Origin of the sequence: Gimesia fumaroli (genome assembly GCF_007754425.1) — a bacterium.
Lineage (GTDB): Bacteria > Planctomycetota > Planctomycetia > Planctomycetales > Planctomycetaceae > Gimesia > Gimesia fumaroli.
The window spans coordinates 6,290,439-6,310,811 of the sequence record NZ_CP037452.1; the positions used below are offsets into that span (position 1 = coordinate 6,290,439).

Below are 20,373 nucleotides of genomic sequence, written 5' to 3' on the forward strand. Positions count from 1 at the left end.
AGTCGATTGTGAATGGTTATAAAACAAACGACACCATATAAACAAATGGTACCCACCCAGCTTAACCCCTCGCAATGTCAATATTCGCCATCTGGCAAGATCTCGAAATAAATTCTCAGAAACCGTGCCATAGCCGATTCCGGGAATTATTGTTTTTTCTACCACGAACGGCACACAGGGGCTGTTTTTCATCGTCACACCACGGATAGAACCAATATCAAGGTGTCAGCAGCGGGATGCCGATGGATTGGCCGTAGGCCTGGCTGAGTTGTTCGACGGTTAAGCCGTAGGCGCGTTGCAGGCTGTCTTGCCAGGTGAGTCCTTCTTTGATGCCGTTGAAGAAGAGTTTGAACTGTTCCGGGCTGGCTTTGAGCATGAGCTGAATGATCGCGCTGGCAGAGCCGTACTGCCAGCCATCGAGTCGATCGGAATTGAAGAACTGACCGCCAAAGGTTTTCATCTGGCGCAGGCGGGCGGCGGCTTCGGTTTGGCGGAAACGAACTTCTTTGGAAGAAGGAACGATGATCATGGCGATCCAGTCAGCGATGCCTTCATTGATCCAGGTCGGAATGGGGACCGTACTTTTGTAGCGGTGGATGTAGCCGTGGGCGGTCTCGTGCACCAGGACAGCACCGAAGAAATTAGGATCGTTGCCGCGGTAACAGGAAACGACCACTTTGCCGTTGCCATGCGAATGACAGAGACCGATGGCGTTACCCGTTTCAGTACGATTATAAAACTGCTGTTCGAATTCGAGAAACGCAGGTTTTCCCATAAACGCCACGATGACGGCTTTGCCGCGCCAGATGTTATGGCCGGGCTTGAAACCGAACGACTGACCGAGTAGTTCATTCATCTTATCGAGTTGAATCAGATAAGGGGCAACCTGTTTGGCGGGCATGTCGGTGTAAAACAGGAAATATTTTGTTTCATAAAACTTCATATTGAGCGTAGTGAAATGTTCGCCGACTTTGGTCAGAAATTCCTTGTATTCCTCGACGTGCTTTAACTGCTCTTCTTCGGGGATCTCTTCCCAGAACTGCTCGTTAGAAGAACGAAGTTTATCTTTTATCGCAGCGTTCTTTTTAGATTGGTCTTCAATGGTGGCTGCTTTGAGCGAGGGGAGATACTGAAACCGATAGGATTTGTCATCGACTGTCATTTCGACGAGACGGGTCGCGAACAGCCGTTTGCCACGACGGGCATTTTCGGCTTTGACTTCCATCGATTTAATCTGGCTCTTATCCCGGCCTGTGAAGAAACGCGTGATTTCGACATTCTGTTCCTGCTTGCCGTTGGATGTGAGGACGTCTGCTGTTTTACCAATGAGCTGGTCGATTTCCTCAGCCGAAAGGGCAAATTCCATCGCGGCGGCTTCGACGGTATTTGAAGGTTTGGCATTGAAGCGGGTGGAGCGTTTTTGTGCTTCCGCAGTTGGCGCATGCCATGCCAGTAAGAGGGCGAGGAACGTGGTCGTGACTCGAAAATTAGGAAGAGGGCGAGGAACCATCATGAGTACTCGCTTTCTGGATAGGATTAAGAGAAAAGGCGTCGCTCTTTCCAATAGTGCGGTGCCTGGATACAGTTGTCAAGTAGTTCATTGCGATGTTACCGGTATTTTAGGGGTTTTTAAGTTGTTTCAGAGTCATAATACGATCAAACCACGTTGTTGAAAGTATGAATCAACTGGTGGGTGGTTGCCTGTTTCTGTGCTGAGTCACTTTCTCTACGTTTTATTTAGTGGAATCATGAAATAGAGATTGAGGATTGGGGTAGACTGGATCGTTCGGGGACAATTGTGGAAATCGTGCCGAGAGTTGGCAATACCGGAATAAAGCGGCAAATCGGGAAAAGTTTTCCAAAGTGGAATTGGCTCAGGAAAAACAGGGAATTCGTGGCGATCAGGGAGAAGGAAATGGTTTGAAAACAGGCGATTCTTGTTCAGTTTGCTTGTTTTATTGTTCGGGGCCGTTAAGATTAACTCTTGCAGCTGAGCGGCCTGAACCAGTTGTTTCGGGAGACGCTGCATTTTTTATTTTTTAGGAATCGGAACAGAAGATGGCTGAAGGTACAATCAAAAAAGTGACACAAAAGGGATTTGGGTTTATTGACACAGAAAGTGGCAAAGACCTGTTCTTCCATTCGTCAAACCTGGAAGGCGTGTCATTTGAAGAGCTCTACGAAGGGCAACGCGTTTCCTTCACAGAAGGACGCGGAGAAAAGGGACCACGCGCAGAAAATGTGAAACTGGTCTGAAGTTTCACGTGCGAACTTGAAACAAAGAAGCAGCCGACGCAAAAACGTCGGCTGCTTTTATGCGCGGTGAGAAAAATCACTACCACGAAAAGTACGAAACCATACAGCAACAAGAGTGGGAAGTGTTTCTTTGATACTGGACCGGCACCATCAGCCAATCAGACGGTGTCACCCGGAAGTCATGTAACGATGGAGGGTATTCGAGTGGATCGAATACCTGTTTAGTAACTCAGGCGAGGCGGAGTCGTTTTCTGGCGAATTCGATGGCGTCGATGAGTGCATCGATTTCGTCGGTGGTATTATAGAAGGTCAGACTGGCGCGGATACTGGCGGCGATATTCAAATGCTGGTGTAACGGCATGGTGCAATGATGCCCGTGCCTGACGGCGATGCCTTTTCGATCGAGCAGTGTAGCCAGATCTTCGGGGTGGGCACCATCGATATTAAAACTGAAAATCGCACCTCGGTCTTCGAGCTCAAGCGGACCATAAATCTGTAAACCAGGAACTTCCTGCAGTCGCTGCAGGGCATATTGACTGAGAACATGTTCCTGCTGTTGAATCGCATCGAAGCCGAGCTCTGAAACATAATCAATTGCGGTGCCCAGGGCGATGGCTTCGGTAATGGCGGGGGTGCCGGCTTCGAATTTCGCGGGAAGCTGGGCCCAGTGCGAATCCTCGCAATGCACTTCTGAAATCATATTCCCACCAAACAGAAAGGGGGGAGTCTGTTCCAGGAGTGACTTGCGGCCGTATAAGACGCCGATACCGGACGGGCCGAATATTTTGTGCCCGGAAAACGCCAGGAAGTCAATTTCACTTTCAACCACGTTGACCGGCAGATGCGGCACACTCTGCGCTCCATCGACAAAAATCAGGGCGCCGACTTCATGTGCCCGCGCGGCCATTTCTTCGATTGGATTGATTGTCCCCAGCACGTTCGACATGCCGGTGACAGCGACGAGTTTTGTTTTGGGTGAGAGCAGGCATTGATAGTGTTCCTGATCCAGACGTCCGTCAGGGGTGAGTTGAATGAATTTGAGAACTGCGCCACGTTCTTTGGCGATGGCCTGCCAGGGAACGAAATTGGCATGATGTTCCATTTCATTCAGGATGATTTCGTCGCCCCCTTTGAGGAAGTGACGGCCCCAGGTCTGTGCAATCAGATTGATGGACATGGTGGTGCCGGATGTGAAAATGATTTCTTCCGTTGCGCTGGCGCCGATAAAGGCCTGGATGCGTGCCCGGGCAGCTTCCATTTCTGAAGTCACGCGGTCACCCAGTTGATGCACTCCACGATGCACGTTGGAGTAATAGTGTTCGTAGATTTCCGAAATTTTATTGATGACCGATTTGGGATGCTGCGCGGTCGCGCCGCTATCCAGATAAACGAGGGGCTGCCCGTTGGGAAGCTTCGTGTTCAGAATGGGAAAATCGTGTCGAATTGATGCAATATCGGCGGTCATGTTTGTCTATTTCAGATTTGAGTCCGCGTTGGAGTTCCTTTTGTGTTACCAGATCCCTGGGGCTCAAGTTTCACTGAAGATGGACCGGGTTGGAATCAGGGGACGCGTGTTTGCTATAAACCAGTTCTTCATAAGGGATTCTAACACGAAACCCGCTCATGAAAAGGGTTACATGAAAAAGCCGTTTTTGGCCTTACAACTGCTGATTTCTGAGTATCGGCATGGTGTATATCTTTAATAGACACTGACAGCAGGCTGCATGTTCGTTACCTGCTCAAATCAAGACTGCCGCTGGTCTATCTTCAGCTAGGGGCCCCGGGTTGTATCCATTAGTCTGTATCCAGGTTTATCGGAGCATCTCCTGTGTGAGGGGAACGTGCCGATTTGAGTGAGTGACAGTGTTGTCATCAAAACGGTGGCGGTCATAAGAAATGTTTTGGGAGTGGGAGTTTATCATGTGCATCCTTTGTTTAACTTTGATTTGTTCGATCATCCTGACAGAGACCTATGTTGGGGAAGTGCATGAGGGGGTCAAGAGGGACCGCAAAATTTGTGACATGAAGTGTTCACGAAGTCGCTGTGAAGGGGTACATACCTGCTCTGAAGTTTCACGAAGCGTCTTCGATGCGTCACGAAAATTGAGAGTTTGGGGATGCGAAGTGGTCCGCAGGCTGGAAAAACATCAAAAGTCACTTGGTTTTCGTAGGGTTAATTTCAACAGGTGCGAAAAGGAGCAAGTGAAAATGTTGTTTCTCTCGTGCGCGCGACGTTATCTCCGCATGTTAGGCAGAGGGAGTGAGGAGTCAAGGCGTAAAAAAAGCCCTGAAATCAGGGCTGAAATGTTTGTATTTCCAAGTCATGAAAATTTCAAGATGCTTCAGGCATGTTGGAATGCGGCAACATGCACGACTGAAGATTCGGCATCATTTTTTAGGAACCAGTTTTTGTGCTTTGGCAATACGGTAGCAGGGTTTCCCCATTTTGTCCTGTTGTGAACCATCAATGTGTCCGTCGATGAGAACGACGTCTCCGTTTGTGAAACGGTTCAGTTGTCCCTGATCGATAAGCACGATGTTGCCGCCGAATCTGTCTGATTTATCGGGAATGGCGTTGTAAGTAATGTTCCAGCGTTTTTCCTGTTCATCGAATTCTACGATGCCTCTCAGCCAGCGGTAGTTCTGTTTGTCATAATTGAAAGGAGAAGGTGATTTACCGGCGGAAGTTCGCTGACCGGAGTCAGAGGGAACTTCAAATGAAGCGGATTGAAATTTCGCAGGCTTCATGAACGGATCTGACTGGACAAGTTGTGGTCCTGAGGCGCGGGATTGATGACCGGCATGGCTGACTTTGCCAGGAGCCGAGTTCATCATCGAGCTGCTATTGGGGCCAAAGGTGTCATCATTTCCCGGGAAACTATTCACGGGAGGCTGGAATTCCTGACTGCTGTCATTGGGGTTCACGTTGAAAGGGTCGCTGGGATTGGCGTCAAATGAGTCTTTAGGCATTGGATTGGCTTCGAATTTTTGGGGATTGGCCCCAAAGACATCGTTGTCGGCTGGAGCTGCCATCTTGCTGTTATTAGGGCCAAATGTATCGCTGTCACTTTCGAAGCTTTGCTGTTCCACTTTAGGAACACTGAAGCCTTCGTTGTCATTTTGCTGGAATTCATCTTTGGGCTGCTGGAACTGATCCGGTGGGTTACTTTGGAACTGATCGTTGCTGCTGGGCTCGAACTGATCATTCATTTGTGTGGAGTTGCCACCCAGGGGTTGTGGTGTTTGATTACTTTCGAATTCATCGTTGGCATTTCCAGGGAAGGAATTGCTGGTATTGCTGGATGGGGGTGTGGTGTTTTGTGGAAACTCATTGCCGAACGATTGCGGATTGGAATTAATTTTGTTGGGATCCTGATAGCTGGGAACGGCCTGGCTGCCTGTGGAGTTCTGATTCAAGCCACTGCTGGGCGTCGCATTCCTGCCTGATGCCGTTGGATTGGATTCAAAGGGTGCGCTACTGGGACCAGGGGAGCTATTGACGGGTTGTTTCCATTGGGAATCGACGCCGTCATAGTTGGTATTGTTTGTTGTATTACTGGGAAACTGATCGCTGTATGCCTGAGAGCCGGTTGGAGGGAGTGATCCCTGAGGCGGCGGAACGGGTTGTCCCAGATCGGGTTGAACCGGATAGCTGCCGGGAGGAATGCTGCCTGGTGCCATTTCGTAAGGACCGGGTGTGCCGTAAGGCCCGGGATAAGTTCCCCCATAGGGATACTGATGGTGGGAATAGCATCCGGAAGCAGCGCAGCTTATTAGTGCGCACCAGCAGATATTAAATAGAAATCGTGTCGACATGATTGGGTCCTTAAAGTTCCAAGTGATTTCCCGGAAGAGACTGGTGATCTACAGAAAGGGAAAAATCTATGGACGGGTTTGCCTGCTGGAGCGAAGAATTCGGGAGTTTTTGCATCACATACAGCGGGGATTGATGTGACAGGTCTCTGCGGGGAGACGGTTACAAAAACAAACTTCTTTCCAGTAAGCGAGCGGGATTTTAGGGAATCTTGAAAATGTGTCTATACCGAATTCGGGATTCTGTCTGTTGGACGGAAAAACTTGGCAAGAAATTCCTGCAGGGATGATACTTTGCGTTTCGTTTTTGTAATCTTTACAATAAATGGCCGTGTTTTTTCGAATAAAAGTGTTTCCATCAAAGATCTCTCATGTCTTCACCCCCGTTGATTCTACCTGTCATTCAAAACTGGAACTGTCATAACTGTGCCGGTTGCTGTAAACAGCATGAGATCGAAATCACTGCTGAGGAAAAAGAGCGGATTGAGAAGCAGCGTTGGGACGAGGACAAATCGATCCCAGAGGGGCAGCCTGTGATCATAAAGACGGGCTTGTCGCCGACCAGCAAACGTTACCGGTTAGCGCACCAGTCTGATGGTTCCTGTATCTTTCTGAATGAACAGGGACTCTGTCGGATACATGCCAAGTTTGGCGAGCCGGCAAAACCACTGGCGTGCCAGGTCTATCCTTATGCCTTTCATCCGGCGGGTAATCAGATCGCGGTCAGTTTACGATTCAGTTGTCCGTCGGTGGTTTCTAATCTGGGGAAGCGGGTTGATCAGCAGACCGACGAGATCAAGAAAATTGTCGATCAGGTTCTTCCCAAACGCTACAAGGCACCTGCGGCTCCCGGTCTGACATCGAAAGAGACACTAGGCTGGCCTGATACATTGAAGGTGGTCGGGACACTGAATCAGTTTTTTGAAATGAAGGATACCCGATTTCTGATCAATCTCTTGCGGGCGATTTCCTGGGTCGAATTAATCGAGCAATCACGGTTTGAAACAATTCGTGGGGAACGCCTGGATGAGTTTCTCGAGTTAATCAGCCAGGCGACGGCACAGGAAATTCCGGGAGATCGGAAATTGGATCGAATTGCCCCCAGTCGTCTCGGGGGAATTCAGTTTCGCCTACTGGCAGCGCAGTACGCGCGGAAAGATACATTTGCAGACTCATCCCGCGGCTTGACCAGGCGTTTTTCGCTACTGATGTCGGCACTGAAATTTACGTTTGCTTCTGGTGGGATCCCCCCCTTGCAGGACCGATTTAAATCGGTACCATTTTCACTCCTGGAAGCCTCCTTTGGTGAACTTCCACCGGAGTGTGAAAAGTTATTTGCGCGATATTACCGGGTGAAAATTCAGGGACTGCATTTTTTCGGAGCCGCCTATTATGAGATCCCCTTTGTGGAAGGTTTTTATCATTTGGCACTGATGTTCCCAGCGATCATGTGGATTGCCCGCTGGATAGCAGCGGGAGAGGGACGATCGACATTAATCCCAGAGGATGTAAATGAGGCGATGAGCATTGCCGATCATCATCACGGCTATTCACCTGCATTCGGGATGCCTCATTTTCGCAGCCGCGTGAGGAATCTGTCTCGTTCACAAGATATCAAAAAACTGATCAGCTGGTACGGTCAATAGTGGCCGTCTGAGGTGACTGTCTTCGAGGTTACTGGCGTATTTCAACGCCTTTCCAGAACGCAATCCGATTTGTCAGCTGTGGATATTCTTGATCCGGTTCGGGGTAATACCATGCAGCATCGCGATTCATTTTTCCGTCAACGACAACATCGAAGAACAGCGCTTTTCCTTTGCGGGGGCAGATCGAAGTAGATGAACTTCTTTTCAGAAAAAGATTGTTGACTGATTCCAGAGGGAAATAGACGTCTCCATCAATCGTGATACTCTCATCAGACTCAACAAGTATCACTTCGTTCCAAATTGCCTTAGGCACACCACACTCCTCATCGCTAAGTTGTCGTAAAAGAACTTTAAAACGAAATGAGAATGGATATTGATTGAGGTTGCCCAAAACTATCCTAGCCAAGTTTGGTTTGAAAACCATCATAATTTTCCAAAAATGCGGTCGCGCTTTTGAAAAAGATCAATTTGGATTGAATCAGATTCCAGATTTGAAATCTGAGGCTGAACAGGGGAACGGTTCGCGTTTAGTCCTGATGTTCCTCTGGCATTTGCCGCGGGCTGAAAGAAATGATGCCAAGTTCCCACTGTTTTCTTTTGAACATGCTTTCTGAGTTCAATGTATGGATGTATTTATTATCTTTTCGCTGGTAGGAGATCAAACCTCCATCTTCAAGTTTCACCACGTGAATCACTTCCTCTGGATTCGCTGATGGATATTGTTTAATCTCGATTTCCTCTGATTCGATGAGCGCTTCGACCGACAAAGATTTTTCGGAGGGACTGAGTGTAAAACGCCCGGTGGAATTGGGGATCTGTTCCCATTGGAATCGTTTGAGTAAGTCTTCTATTTTCATGAAATTGCTCTTGGCAGCTGAGCTGAATCAGGGGTAATCAACGGAATGTTTTGTCAGCTTTGAGTCTAAGAGGTTTGTGGTGAAATTAAAAGGATGTGATTGAAAGGAGAGTGAGCGATCTGTCTGCGCATAAAAAAATGATGTTTCTCTTAAAAGAGAGACATCATTTTTATTATTTCATACTTGCTAAAATCAAGCTCTCACATTTGAAGGATTTCTAGTAGCTTCCTTCTTGTGAAGTCTGCCCGAGGGAACAAGTTCCCTCGGACTTGACGTTCACGATTATTGAAGCTGCCCTTCGGACCTGATAGGCCAATCCCTTAGTGCCGGGACTGCAGAATTCCTCAAATCTGATTAGTTGCAGCAAGATTTAGGAGCTGGTGCACAGCAAGTTGGTTTTGGAGCTGGTGCACAGCAAGTCCGTGGTGCAGGAGCACAGCAAGACTTCTTCACTTTGCAGCAACGAACTTTTACTTTGCAGCAACGGTCTTTGCAACGATTGAACAACTTACCACAACGGTCTTTGCAACCTCTCAGGAAAGATCCTTTGAACAGTTTGCGGTGACCGCAGCATGAGTCACAGGTATTGCAGCAAGACTTAGGAGCTGGAGCACAGCAAGTTTTGGGAGCTGGTGCACAACAAGTCTTCGGAGCAGGAGCACAGCAAGTCTTTGGTGCTGGAGCACAGCACTTAGGAGCAGGTGCACAGCAAGTTTTAGGAGCTGGGGCACAGCAAGTTGGTTTAGGAGCACAGCAACCTTTTCCAAGGAAGCTAGCAGCTTCAACAGATGCGCCAGCACAACAAACAACCGCTAAAGCGGCAACGTAACTTAACAATTTCATTTAGGCAATCTCCAAGGATTCGCTTCGTGGACGGTCGTGAGGTACTCAATCAGGATTCAATCAGATGAGGTTTTCTGATCAACCTGGGAGTCCATAGCCTCACGTAATTAAAAAGGTAAACCTGATTATTTTTTTCGGCCAGATTCGCCAGAAAGTCCTTGAAGAAACGTAAATTTGTAGACTCTTGCCCCAAAGTGGGTCCTGAAACGTCACTTGTATCGATTATGACGTCTTCTGCTTCGAGTTGGGGTTAAGGCAATCTCCTCATGTCCTGGTCAAGCAGTAGTATTGGTGATTTTATGTATACTCCGTTTTGTTTAGAATTCTGTATTCTCTATTCAAGACAGAGAATCGAAAAAAAACTTTGAGGAGTCGTTTCAGGCCCCTATGTGAGTTGTATTCAAGGCGGGCATGTATACGATTGAGATAGGTTGAAACAAATGGTTGTTGGCTCAGGCCAGGTGACATGGTCGTATGTTTAACGGGATTGGGGTTTTATGAGAAAGGTGTTTGTTCTGGAAGAGCGGACACATATTGTCTCTGAGCTTCAATGGCAGTTTGAAGAGGAAGCGGACCGGCAGATTCGCGGTTTTTCTACCGAGAGCATCCTGTTTCAGAACGCACTTTGCGAAACTGCTGAAGAACTGGTTGTGATCATTGATCTGGGAATCGGCAAGCCAGTTTGTTTGCAGTTCTTACAAAGGTGTCTGGGAGCAAACGTTTCTTTTCCCGTGATGATTTTCTCGGCAGAGCCTTTATTGAATCTGGAGTGGGCTTTACGAGAATTGGGTGTCTTTCATATTCAGGCAGGCAGTTTAGAGCCTGAGCGGATTGCAAAAATCTGCCGCTGGTATTGGGGCTTTACTGAAAAAGAGAAAAGTGCGATTCACAGTCAAACGAAAGCGACTGGCTGAGATGATGAAGAGGGAACGTTCAAGTTCCTGCCCCGATTCGCGACCACGTTACGAAATTACTTGAGATACGAATTAGTTTAGTAGTTATTGGAGAGTATTAAAGGCTGATGGCAAATTCTGAAATCAACGAAGCAAGTTTACAGAGCTGTCTCAAAGAACTCATTGACCCTGTCTTCCAAAAGCCGTTGTCGGCATCTGGTTTTTTGAAAGGAGCGAATGTTGGAGAGGACGGAGGGGTTTCGATTCAAATTGAATTGCCCGTTCCTTCGTATCCTCTGCAATCCGAATTATCTGAATTGATTGAGAATGCCGTACGGACTGCGTTTCCTGATTGCGAAGGTCTGAAGATTGAATACTCCATCAATATCAAAGGCAAGAACTCCGGCGGTCGGCTGGGATTGAATGTGAAAAATGTGATTGCCGTCGGTGCAGGAAAAGGCGGTGTTGGAAAAAGTACCGTTGCTGCGAGTCTGGCTTTTGCCCTCAAAAAATATGGAGCACGCGTGGGTCTGGTGGATGCAGACGTCTATGGGCCGAGTATTCCGCATCTGGTGGGAACCAGTGAAAAACCGGTTGCTCAGGAGTTTCAAGGTAAGGATGGTCAGACGCTCACACGCATCATTCCAGTGGAAGCGGATGGCTTAAAAGTAATGTCGATGGCATTTTTTGTTGAACCTGAGCAAGCCGTCATCTGGCGAGGGCCGATGTTGCATAAGGCGATTTCTCAGTTTCTTCAGGATACAGAGTGGGGAGAGCTCGATTATCTGGTGATCGACATGCCCCCGGGAACAGGCGATGTTTCATTAACATTGTCACAGCTGCTTGATCTGGCCGGAGCTGTTGTCGTCTGTTCTCCTCAACAGGTGGCGTTACTGGATGCCGTGAAAGCAGTGCAGATGTTTCGCCAGGTGAAAATTCCCGTCCTGGGAATTGTGGAAAATATGTCGGGCGATATTTTTGGTCGAGGCGGCGCACAGACGAAAGGTGAGGAATTACAGATTCCGTTTCTGGGTGAGATCCCAATGAATGCAGAAATTCGCGAAAAATCGGATGTGGGAAATATCTCTCAGTTGGTGGAAGCGGATTCGGAATCGCAGGCCTGTTTACTCAAAGTGGCAGAGAATACGGCGATTGAAATTGCCCGCACTCTAATCGAAAATCCAATAAGACCACCCCTGGAAATTCTCTAATGACACTGGATCAGAATTCAACAACACAAAATACGACCGAGAACATGATGAGCATTGAAGAGCTGATAGAGGAGTTTGAGTTTCTGAACGATTGGGAAGAACGTTGTGACTTTCTGATCGATCTGGGATTTGAATTACCGCCGATGCCCGAGTCTGACAAGACAGAAGTAAACCGTGTGCACGGTTGTCAGAGTATGGTCTGGCTGACAACCGAATTGAAGCAGGTTGACGATCAGAGGGTTCTGGAGATCCATGCGGACAGCGATGCCTTAATTGTAAAGGGATTAATCGCGGTACTGCTTGCCATTTATAATAATAAAACTCCGGAAGAAGTTCTGACGATTGATGTCAAACAATATTTTTCTCAATTACAGCTGGATAAGTATCTCAGTTCGCAGAGAAAGAATGGATTGTTCGGGATGGTCGAGCGCGTTCAGCAGGAAGCAAAATTACTAGCCGGGTAAAAATAAACGGCCTCACTGACTTTTCGCAGGTAGTTTCAGTTTTTCAAACCGAAACTGCATGGGGGCAGAAGTAATCAGCGTCGGAGCCAGATAGGTAAATTGAAAGTCCGTCTGTGTTCGAGGCAGGTCGGTGAACCGGTAGAGGACGCCAATCTTTCCGGCACTCTCAAGCGTTGTTTGTGATGAGCCGTTCAACCAGTATTGCTTGCCTTGCGGTGTCTGGAGATAGGCCCGGTTATGATAGATCCAGGTGCGGTGCGATTCGAATGCAGGGCCGCCGTAGTCATAGCTCAAAGCAATTCGAACATTCATATTTTGTACGGAAGCAAGTTTGACGGACTCTGCTTCCACTAACTCAACAGATACATTGCCGCGCCGCCTGATCGCACCTTGCGTGCGTGAGAGATCATCAAAGGTAATGGGTAGAGTCTCAGCGGCCAATTCCATTTTCAGGTCTCCCTGAATCTGGACGAATTCAGGGCGCTGCCTGCTATCCATAATCCATTGCATGGTGAATTTCAAATTCTTGCCTCCTTCCCCCAGTGGAAGTTCATATTTCGCATCGGGATTAAACGGAGGCAGGGTCAGGCTTTGATCTGATTTAGCCTGGATTTCGCGGGAAGAATAACTCAGGAAGAGTGGCCTTAAACGGGGTTCCACCTGAATTTGAAACGTGACTCGCAGTAACTCACTATCTGTAGTTCCCAGAAGCGCGCGTTTTTCTATCGTTACGACCTCAATTCGAAATGGCCCGTCATAGTAGATCTGGCTTTCGAGTTTTGACTGGATTGGGCGTTTCTGAGTAATCTTCTGAAGTTGCAGATGCCCGTTACTTCCATTGATTTGATATGCTAGCGGCAAAGTTCGAGTTAAGTCGTCAATCGCCTGCCAGAAGGATGTCTTTTTAAAATGGATCTGTATTTTCTTGTTTAAAACTTCGTCGGATAACTGGCTGGAATCAAGTTGATTGCCGGTCTGTTCAGAAATGGCATTCAGAATTTGCTTGAGAGTGTGTTTGCCTGTCAGGGTAATCGTAGACGCTTTGAGCGAATCTCTCGCGGCCTGTTGCTCAATTTTCAGACGAATCCGTTTCAGAGCTTCCCGGGCAGAAATGCTGGGAACGAGTTCCGGTGGAGGAAGTAGCGATAATACCGGTTTTCCCAATGCGGCTAACTGGATCTCTGCCTGTTGTCGAACGAGCCGCTGGTTGGAATCCAGTTTTTCAATAAGTTGCGCGATCTGCTGTTTCAGCTGTTCCTGTTCGGACTCTTTTTGTTCGAGCAGAGTGGAATTAGCACTCACTTTTTTGAATGTACAGAGCAGGCAGAGTACAGCAACTCCTGTCAGTAACCAGATACGTAACACGGTAATTCTCAATCTTGATTAAATGATACGATGGCAGCTTCCAGCCATGATCTCGGCTACCATTTATTGTAACCGGTTTGAGCGCGGGAAACACCGGGAGAATCCAGGAATACAATTGTTGTGATGCTTATAACCGCTACGTTCCCTTTGATTCCTGCCGCTTAAATCACTGATTTGTGATCGATACTGATTTCTGGAACCGGCCCCCGGATTGGGGCTTACACTATAGATAGAGAGAATATTAACTGAAACAGAACCTGCAACCTGATTAGAAACTGATGTAATGTTATCCTGTTTTCGTACTATTCTGGCCGGAGTTCTCGTAGCCGGTCTCTGTTTGATAACGGAGACATCGGCAACAGCCAAGCATCCTTCCCTGATTGAGATGAAAACCAGAAATGAGGTTTTTGTCGGCAAATCGATTGCGCACAACGACGATATCAGCTGGATGATGGATCAGACTGGTAGACTATCAGAAGTGCCGCTGAAAAAAGTGACAGCTTATCGGCGAGTCGCATCCGAATTTCAACGCCTGCCGATCAGCAAAATGAAGCAACAATTGCAGGAAGAGTTCGGCCCGTTATTTGAAGTGATCTCGACCAGGCATTATCTGATTTGTGCGCCGCGCGGAAAGGCGAAAGCCTATGGGGGCGTTTTTGAAGATCTGTACGATTCATTCTCGCATTATTTTTCCTTACGAGGCTATCAGGTTAAGGCTCCGGAATTTTTGATGGTTACCATTATATTTCCGGACCGTGATCAATTTTTCGCATACTGTAAAAAAGATGGCGTGCGTGCCGGAGATGGACTGCTGGGATACTATCACCCGCATACGAATCGAACTGCTTTGTTCGATCAACGTACGGCGACGTCTTCAGTTGATCAGGATCAAGCCCATAATGAACTCGCATTTTCGCGTGTCTCAAGCACTGGTAAAAATCTGACCGAAGCATTACGAGATACGATGATCCATGAGGCGACACACCAGGTTGCTTTCAATACCGGTTTACATTCGCGAATTGGAGAGAATCCTCGCTGGGTTGTAGAAGGTCTGGCAACAACGTTTGAGTCGGATGAGTTGCGTGCCCATACCGGGGGACGTGCCAGGTCCGTCTCGCGAATCAATCGAACGCGACTTTTGTGGTTTCATCATTATGCACAGAAACGTCGTGGAAAAGAGTCGCTACAGGCATTTATTCGGGACGACCGACAGTTCCATTCTGCGACTTTAGACGCGTATGCCGAGGCGTGGGCGCTGACGTTTTTTCTGGTAGAAACACAACCGGCACGTTATGCCCGTTATCTGAAAAAGATTTCCGCCCGCGATCCGCTTAAAGAATACTCGGCGGATGCGCGAGAGCAGGATTTTAAAGATGCCTTCAAAACCAATATCCGGACAATGGAAGTGGATTATTTACACTTCATGAATCAGTTAACACAGGATCTGGTTCAACATAATTAGGCTGCCCGACTGAGCGTTTCTTCTTCCATCGCAGCCATTACCAGGGCACCACGGGTGATACTGAAATGTTCGTCCTGAATCAGCGTGACCTGCCCGGTATCGAATCGAATCTTTCGGTTGGAGAGATTCTGTGCGAGCAATTCATCAAAACCGTCAATGTGTGACAGTTCGCCCATGTAGACCACCGGAAGTATTTCCAGTGTTTCAATATAATTCTGCATGGAATCCAGTTGGGATGCGAATTGGTCTAACAGACTGTCGAATAGCGATTCGTACCAGTTTGTCAGTAGAGAATGATTCGACAAGTAAGGGCTGAGGTTGATCTCAGGATTGAGTCGTTTGGTTCTGGCTTTTTCAGAATCGGGAACGGTTTCCCCTGCTGAATCTGTTTTGAAGAATTTGAATGCATACGCCAATTGCTCGTCAAGCCACTCACTGCCATAAGGGGCAGAATGTCGCACGACGACGCGAGACTGGTGAATCAGGCCGATTTCGGAATGTGAATGCCCGAGGTAAACGACATACCCTGAATAGTGTAAGCTGGCTGGCAGCGCTGCTAAACCGGCAGATTGTGTGATCGTCGTTGCAAAGGGAGTGAAGCCTTGCAAAGCAATTAACTGTGAGACCAGTTTGCTGAGTGGTGCTGCAGGATCCGTTCCCGGAGTGATAAACGAACAATATTCGCCGGTTCTCCGCGCTTTGGGAAGGACTGACTGAATCAGCGTTGAGAGCAATTGCCGATTCACTGGATCATTTAAAACCAGTTCCCCGTTTGTGAAAAGCGGATAGAGAGGCGAATGTGAAAAGCGGGCGATTTGACCTGCATTTTCTCCCGGAATGATCAATGTGCCTTCAGAAAAGAGAAACGGGACTGCGATCTTCTGCAGTAACTGGCGGTTCTCGAGTGTATCCTCCATCACAGTATACGCTGTCTCAATCGAGCGGCGCGTTAATTTGTGGTTTGCGTCGTTTTGCAAAACTCTCAGGCAGGTTGAGCCTATGTATAATGAACTACTCATTTCGGCATGACTCCCTGCATTGCCTGCAGAACCCGATCCAGGATTCCAGAGTTTTGATTTGCTTCCGCAGCCGCTGACTGCGTCTGGTTTGATGCAGAGCTGTGAGCTGATTTTGCGGGAGTCACTTTTTCGTCAGCTGGTTGGGTTGTTTTGGGATGGGATCGGTCAAAGCGAAACGCAGGTGCTTTCAATGTTTTTTCCGTCTTGCGCGTTTCTGGAGCTTCAGAAACTGAGTTCGTCATATCCTGTTTTTCGGAATCCACCGGCTCAGGTTTGATTTGCTTTGTGAAGTGAGGACCTTTGAGGGTTTCTTCCTTTTGATCGATCCGGGCAGATCTGGTCTGGTGTCGCCCATAAATGAATGTCTGCGTTGGAATTTGTGGCGTCTCTTCGATGACGGGGATGTCATTCTCCAGGATTTGTTCCAGAAGCGATTTTTTCGGCAGAGGAGGTAAGGAATCCCAGTTGGTAATAATCGTTGCCGGTTCTGAATCTGCTGTTTCTGTAGGCACAGAGTGAGGCTTCAATTGACGGGGAGCCCGGTTTGCTCTTTTCTGCAGATATTTCCAGATTCCGCCAGCAAAAACAGCCATGAGTAAGTACGAGAGCCATTGCGGCCAGGAAGACTCGGCCGTTTCTTCGAAATCCTCGAATTTCGGCAGATCATCATCACTCAGAACCTGAATCGAATCTACTGGAGGCGCGGGCGCGACAGTCAGGTTCAGATCGGGAACTGTTGAAGAATTTGCGTTTTGTGGTTTGGTTAACTCATCACCTGAATTGGCAGCGTTTTTTTCAGCCTGGGACAGATTCGGCTTGGGAACCAGGGTCAAGCTGGCGGCTGTCTGCTGCAGAACGGGCCCGTTGAGTTGCAGTTCGCTATTTTTATTTTTCGAGGGCGTTGTTTCTAAAGGTTGAGGAATGTCTTCAGGGTGACTGACGCCGTGCTGGATTTGTAGTGCCTCTTCTGTGACAGAATTGGCTTGTCGGAATGGAGAACTTCCCGCTGAGACCGCGGCCGGCCTGCTGATTACTTTTGGTACATCCGAAATCAGAGGGTGTGACGGCTGTAACCGTCGTGGTCCGGGCAAGGAGCGAGGAACCATTGTGAGATCAAGGCCACTGGAATGTCCCAGAACAAGCACCGTGCCGGAGGCTAGTTTTGACGTCAGTTTTTTTGTTTTGAAATCTGTGTTGTTGTGAATTCGTTTGGGAGGAATGACTTTGATCGCTTGTGCCATTTGCGGATACAGCTCAAGGGGTTGTCTCAGACAGCGTAAGATGCCTGCCAGATCTGCAATCTCGTGAGGCACTCCAAAGACCACAGGACGGTCAATTAAATTGAGTATCGCGATCTGTGTCAGTTGAGGTGATGTCTGTTGTTGAATTCCCTGGCTTCCAGTCCTGTTTTGATCAGATGAGACATCGATTACATTCGCTGACGACTTCAATCCAATCAGAACGTCGCCGTGCATCAGGGGGAAATCGGTGTTGGGAGAATAAAACAAGTCCTGGCTGATGCGTCCGCCTCTGATGATGCGAATGATGCCCGAAGCCTGGGGAGTCATACCCCCTGATTGTGAAATCACCTTGTTCAGATCAAGATCCTGATTAGAGACTTCATAGGCGGCACAATGGTGGAATTCACCCAGGAGTCCAACAACGGAGGTCTGACGTTGCTGATTCTGAGGGGGGCCAATCTCGCGATAGATTGTTTGCGCACCGGCAGCATTGAATGATCCTGCCAATAGGAACATTACCAATAACCTGAAATTGACCAAGCGCCAGCAGAACATCCGGCCTTCCTTATGACAATAAGACAGTAAAAGGAGAGGAGCGAGAGGAAACCGTACAATCATTAAAATCGGCACAATCCGAGTATCAGCATTACTCAAAGTATCGGTTTTCGTGGAAAAGCCGGGAATCAATGGGCCTGAAATAAACAGTGGTAAGTGTTTATATGTCAGAGAGTTGCCGTCATCCTTAAGTAGGGGAGGGAAGTGTAGGCTATCTTAAAATGAGATTAATTTCGTATGGGGTATTGATTCCAACTATTTTGTGATGTTGCTAGGATAAACAAAGCTTGCAAGCGGTGATGGGAGGTCTCTAAACGATGGTTACGTTTCGCGTGATCCATGTAATCTCTTAGCCTGTATCCGGGTTGATGGTAGCGTCATTCAGGTCATGGTGGCCTGGTATCATAAGTGCTGAAACACGCTATGGTTAACTAGGACGTATTTCAGGCTGTGTAAGAGTTGCTCATTTGATGAAACAGGATGTATTTGTGAACGTAACGAGTTTAACCGTCGAGAATTATTTGAAGGCGATTTTGCAAATCAGCCTGCAGTCTGACTCAGAATGGATTAGTACCGGCGAACTAGCCAAATACATGAATGTGGCGCCGGGAACGGTGACCAGTATGCTTAAAACTCTAAAGCAGTCCAAGCTGGTGGAATACCGTCCCTATGAAGGAGCCTGTCTGACCGAGAGTGGCAAGCAATCGGCAATTCGGGTATTGAGACGACACCGGTTAATTGAACTGTTTCTGTTTCAGACGTTAAAACTGACCTGGGATCAGATTCATGCGGAAGCAGAAAATATGGAGCATGCGGTAAGTGATTTCCTTGTCGATCATATTGACGAGTATCTTGGTTTTCCTGAGACCGATCCTCATGGAGATCCAATTCCCTCAATCGATGGTCAGATGCGGCGGGCCTATCCGAACCTGACGACTCTGGCAGCTTGCCAGCCGGGGACACACGTCAAAATTGTCCAGGTAACCGATCAGGAAACTGAATTCCTGCGTTTTCTATCCCGCTCCGGTTTACAAATCGGTTCTGAAGGAACCGTCCAAGAAAAGAATGTCGAGGCAGGAATTGTCGTCTCTGAGTGGAACGGACAAGTGATCTCGATGGGAATTCATGTCGCCGAGAATGTGAAAGTCGTTCCGTTGTAGGAACCTGACTGTATCTCATACTTCGTGAAAAATAAGCGAATGGAACCAGGGTGGGCTTCAAGGTTCGCCGTGCAGAAGAAAGAGAAGAAATTGAGTCATCTTACTTATGAAAATCCGTTGATTAGTCGTTATGCATCACAAGAGATGAGCCAGATCTGGTCGGCTCAAAAAAAACATTCGACCTGGCGCCGGCTCTGGGTCGCACTGGCGGAATCACAGCACGAGATGGGCCTGCCTGTCACGGCTGAGCAGGTTGAATCATTGAGAGCTGCCGTTGATGATATTGATTTTGATCTGGCTGCCAAATATGAAAAGGAACTCCGCCATGATGTCATGGCACACGCGCACACTTATGGTGAACGTTGTCCTGACGCCAAAGCAATCATCCACCTGGGAGCCACCAGCTGTTTTGTGACGGATAACAGCGAACTGATTATGATCCGCGAAAGCCTGGAACGCGTTCGGACGCGACTTGTATCGGTGATCGATCATCTGGCGAAGTTTGCAAAAGAATATCGTGATTTACCCTGTCTGGGATTCACACACTTGCAGCCAGCACAACCAACGACCGTCGGAAAGCGAGCGACGCTCTGGTGCTATGATCTGATTCTGGATCTCGAAGAAATCGAGTATCGGATTGAAACGCTCCGTTTTCGGGGCGTGAAAGGAACAACGGGGACCCAGGCGACGTTCCTGCAGCTCTTCAAAGGTGATCATGCGAAAGTTGATGAACTGGATCGCCGGGTCACGGAAAAAATGGGCTTCAAAGACCGATATGCGGTCACGGGGCAGACTTATTCTCGCAAAGTTGATGCGCAGGTACTTAGTTCTCTGAGTGGCATTGGTCAGTCGGCCCATAAAGCAGGAAATGACATTCGGATCTTGCAGAACCGAAAAGAGCTGGAAGAGCCGTTCGAGAAAAATCAAATCGGTTCTTCTGCGATGGCCTACAAACGGAATCCCATGCGGTCCGAGCGGATGTGCTCCTTAGCACGGTTTGCGATCAGCCTGACCGCGAATGCGGAAGATACCGCGGCGACGCAGTGGATGGAACGGACTCTGGATGATAGCGCCAACCGGCGTCTGTCGTTGCCTCAGTCGTTTCTGGCCATCGATGCGACTTTGATTTTATATCGAAATATTGTGGACGGGATGGTCGTTTATCCTAAGGTGATTGAGAAACATTTGAACGAAGAACTCCCCTTCATGGCGACTGAAGAATTTCTGATGGCGGGTGTGGAAGCGGGTGGTGACCGCCAGGATTTGCACGAACAGATTCGCGTGCATAGCCAGGCTGCCGGTGCGGAAGTGAAAGTGCATGGCGGGAAAAACGATCTGATTGAACGCTTGCAAAAAGACCCCGCTTTTGCCGGCTGTGATTTAACCAGCGCCCTGGACGCCCGAAAATATATCGGTCGCGCTCCCGAACAGGTGGATGCGTTTATCGCGGACATCATTGAGCCCGTCAGGCAACGTTATCAGAATGACCTGGCACAAGGGACAGAAGATCTGAAGGTCTAACTGTTGCTTGAAGCTGGCAATTATCATATTCCCCCAATGGAAACGCCCCGATGGTCAAGACCACCGA

At 48.2% G+C, this 20,373-nt stretch carries 16 protein-coding genes; 8 read left to right on the forward strand and 8 right to left on the reverse strand.

Annotated features, from left to right (window positions below):
- Nucleotides 1-217: 217 nt before the first annotated feature.
- Nucleotides 218-1,513 carry a hypothetical protein gene (locus Enr17x_RS23875; RefSeq protein WP_145312185.1) on the reverse strand — a complete coding sequence of 432 codons (1,296 nt, stop codon included), beginning with the start codon at nucleotides 1,511-1,513 and terminating at the stop codon, nucleotides 218-220.
- Nucleotides 1,514-2,058: 545 nt separating this feature from the next.
- On the opposite strand from Enr17x_RS23875, the gene Enr17x_RS23880 reads away from it, so the two are divergent.
- Entirely contained in the window at nucleotides 2,059-2,256 is a 198-nt protein-coding gene (locus Enr17x_RS23880; protein WP_145220625.1) for a cold-shock protein, read from the forward strand.
- Between the two features lie 229 nt (nucleotides 2,257-2,485).
- Here the strand turns inward: Enr17x_RS23880 and Enr17x_RS23885 are convergent, their stop codons facing one another.
- Together Enr17x_RS23885 and Enr17x_RS23890 are read right to left on the reverse strand one after the other, a co-directional pair.
- Nucleotides 2,486-3,721 (reverse strand): aminotransferase class V-fold PLP-dependent enzyme, encoded by a 1,236-nt coding sequence (locus Enr17x_RS23885; RefSeq protein WP_145312186.1) that lies wholly within the window; start codon nucleotides 3,719-3,721, stop codon nucleotides 2,486-2,488.
- A 923-nt stretch (nucleotides 3,722-4,644) separates the two neighbouring features.
- Nucleotides 4,645-6,072, reverse strand: a complete 1,428-nt coding sequence (locus tag Enr17x_RS23890) for a hypothetical protein (protein WP_145312187.1) — start codon at nucleotides 6,070-6,072, stop codon at nucleotides 4,645-4,647.
- Between the two features lie 368 nt (nucleotides 6,073-6,440).
- Here Enr17x_RS23890 and Enr17x_RS23895 point away from each other — a divergent pair, with 368 nt between their 5' ends.
- Nucleotides 6,441-7,715 (forward strand): YkgJ family cysteine cluster protein, encoded by a 1,275-nt coding sequence (locus Enr17x_RS23895; protein WP_145312188.1) that lies wholly within the window; start codon nucleotides 6,441-6,443, stop codon nucleotides 7,713-7,715.
- Between the two features lie 28 nt (nucleotides 7,716-7,743).
- Here the strand turns inward: Enr17x_RS23895 and Enr17x_RS23900 are convergent, their stop codons facing one another.
- The gene (locus Enr17x_RS23900) at nucleotides 7,744-8,142 is read right to left on the reverse strand and encodes a DUF427 domain-containing protein (RefSeq protein WP_232100834.1); all 399 of its coding nucleotides are present in this window, start codon (nucleotides 8,140-8,142) and stop codon (nucleotides 7,744-7,746) included.
- Between the two features lie 100 nt (nucleotides 8,143-8,242).
- Entirely contained in the window at nucleotides 8,243-8,572 is a 330-nt protein-coding gene (locus Enr17x_RS23905; RefSeq protein ID WP_145312189.1) for a hypothetical protein, read from the reverse strand.
- A 1,340-nt stretch (nucleotides 8,573-9,912) separates the two neighbouring features.
- On the opposite strand from Enr17x_RS23905, the gene Enr17x_RS23915 reads away from it, so the two are divergent.
- The 3 genes from Enr17x_RS23915 (at nucleotide 9,913) to Enr17x_RS23925 (ending at nucleotide 11,983) form a co-directional block, all read left to right on the forward strand.
- Nucleotides 9,913-10,329, forward strand: a complete 417-nt coding sequence (locus tag Enr17x_RS23915; protein ID WP_145312191.1) for a hypothetical protein — start codon at nucleotides 9,913-9,915, stop codon at nucleotides 10,327-10,329.
- Nucleotides 10,330-10,436: 107 nt separating this feature from the next.
- Nucleotides 10,437-11,519, forward strand: coding sequence for an Mrp/NBP35 family ATP-binding protein (locus Enr17x_RS23920; protein WP_145312192.1), 1,083 nt, complete (start codon nucleotides 10,437-10,439; stop codon nucleotides 11,517-11,519).
- A complete protein-coding gene (locus Enr17x_RS23925; protein ID WP_145312193.1) occupies nucleotides 11,519-11,983 on the forward strand; it encodes a SufE family protein in 465 nt (154 codons plus the stop codon). The genes Enr17x_RS23920 and Enr17x_RS23925 overlap by 1 nt, the downstream gene beginning before the upstream one ends.
- Nucleotides 11,984-11,995: 12 nt before the next feature.
- On the opposite strand, the gene Enr17x_RS23930 is transcribed toward Enr17x_RS23925, so the two are convergent.
- Entirely contained in the window at nucleotides 11,996-13,348 is a 1,353-nt protein-coding gene (locus tag Enr17x_RS23930; RefSeq protein WP_145312194.1) for a hypothetical protein, read from the reverse strand.
- 283 nt (nucleotides 13,349-13,631) lie between these two features.
- Here Enr17x_RS23930 and Enr17x_RS23935 point away from each other — a divergent pair, with 283 nt between their 5' ends.
- On the forward strand, nucleotides 13,632-14,810 hold the full coding sequence (locus tag Enr17x_RS23935) for a DUF1570 domain-containing protein (RefSeq protein WP_145312195.1): 1,179 nt from the start codon (nucleotides 13,632-13,634) through the stop codon (nucleotides 14,808-14,810).
- Here Enr17x_RS23935 and Enr17x_RS23940 read toward each other — a convergent pair.
- Together Enr17x_RS23940 and Enr17x_RS23945 are read right to left on the reverse strand one after the other, a co-directional pair.
- Nucleotides 14,807-15,829 (reverse strand): disk-shape morphogenesis protein volactin, encoded by a 1,023-nt coding sequence (locus Enr17x_RS23940; protein ID WP_145312196.1) that lies wholly within the window; start codon nucleotides 15,827-15,829, stop codon nucleotides 14,807-14,809. The genes Enr17x_RS23935 and Enr17x_RS23940 overlap by 4 nt on opposite strands.
- Nucleotides 15,826-17,586 (reverse strand): hypothetical protein, encoded by a 1,761-nt coding sequence (locus Enr17x_RS23945; protein ID WP_145312197.1) that lies wholly within the window; start codon nucleotides 17,584-17,586, stop codon nucleotides 15,826-15,828. Before Enr17x_RS23945 ends, Enr17x_RS23940 begins: the two co-directional genes overlap by 4 nt.
- A gap of 527 nt (nucleotides 17,587-18,113) precedes the next feature.
- Here Enr17x_RS23945 and Enr17x_RS23950 point away from each other — a divergent pair.
- Nucleotides 18,114-18,785 carry a metal-dependent transcriptional regulator gene (locus tag Enr17x_RS23950; RefSeq protein WP_232100835.1) on the forward strand — a complete coding sequence of 224 codons (672 nt, stop codon included), beginning with the start codon at nucleotides 18,114-18,116 and terminating at the stop codon, nucleotides 18,783-18,785.
- Nucleotides 18,786-18,875: 90 nt separating this feature from the next.
- The gene (gene purB, locus Enr17x_RS23955) at nucleotides 18,876-20,306 is read left to right on the forward strand and encodes an adenylosuccinate lyase (protein ID WP_198000764.1); all 1,431 of its coding nucleotides are present in this window, start codon (nucleotides 18,876-18,878) and stop codon (nucleotides 20,304-20,306) included.
- Nucleotides 20,307-20,373 lie beyond the last annotated feature (67 nt).

What these genes read in the sequence shown, in the direction of transcription:
- Enr17x_RS23875 (WP_145312185.1), bottom strand. Translation starts at nt 1,513, where the DNA reads ATGATGGTTCCTCGCCCTCTTCCTAATTTTCGAGTCACGACCACGTTC.
- Enr17x_RS23880 (WP_145220625.1), top strand. Translation starts at nt 2,059, where the DNA reads ATGGCTGAAGGTACAATCAAAAAAGTGACACAAAAGGGATTTGGGTTT.
- Enr17x_RS23885 (WP_145312186.1), bottom strand. Translation starts at nt 3,721, where the DNA reads ATGACCGCCGATATTGCATCAATTCGACACGATTTTCCCATTCTGAAC.
- Enr17x_RS23890 (WP_145312187.1), bottom strand. Translation starts at nt 6,072, where the DNA reads ATGTCGACACGATTTCTATTTAATATCTGCTGGTGCGCACTAATAAGC.
- Enr17x_RS23895 (WP_145312188.1), top strand. Translation starts at nt 6,441, where the DNA reads ATGTCTTCACCCCCGTTGATTCTACCTGTCATTCAAAACTGGAACTGT.
- Enr17x_RS23900 (WP_232100834.1), bottom strand. Translation starts at nt 8,142, where the DNA reads ATGATGGTTTTCAAACCAAACTTGGCTAGGATAGTTTTGGGCAACCTC.
- Enr17x_RS23905 (WP_145312189.1), bottom strand. Translation starts at nt 8,572, where the DNA reads ATGAAAATAGAAGACTTACTCAAACGATTCCAATGGGAACAGATCCCC.
- Enr17x_RS23915 (WP_145312191.1), top strand. Translation starts at nt 9,913, where the DNA reads ATGAGAAAGGTGTTTGTTCTGGAAGAGCGGACACATATTGTCTCTGAG.
- Enr17x_RS23920 (WP_145312192.1), top strand. Translation starts at nt 10,437, where the DNA reads ATGGCAAATTCTGAAATCAACGAAGCAAGTTTACAGAGCTGTCTCAAA.
- Enr17x_RS23925 (WP_145312193.1), top strand. Translation starts at nt 11,519, where the DNA reads ATGACACTGGATCAGAATTCAACAACACAAAATACGACCGAGAACATG.
- Enr17x_RS23935 (WP_145312195.1), top strand. Translation starts at nt 13,632, where the DNA reads ATGTTATCCTGTTTTCGTACTATTCTGGCCGGAGTTCTCGTAGCCGGT.
- Enr17x_RS23940 (WP_145312196.1), bottom strand. Translation starts at nt 15,829, where the DNA reads ATGAGTAGTTCATTATACATAGGCTCAACCTGCCTGAGAGTTTTGCAA.
- Enr17x_RS23945 (WP_145312197.1), bottom strand. Translation starts at nt 17,586, where the DNA reads ATGTTCCTATTGGCAGGATCATTCAATGCTGCCGGTGCGCAAACAATC.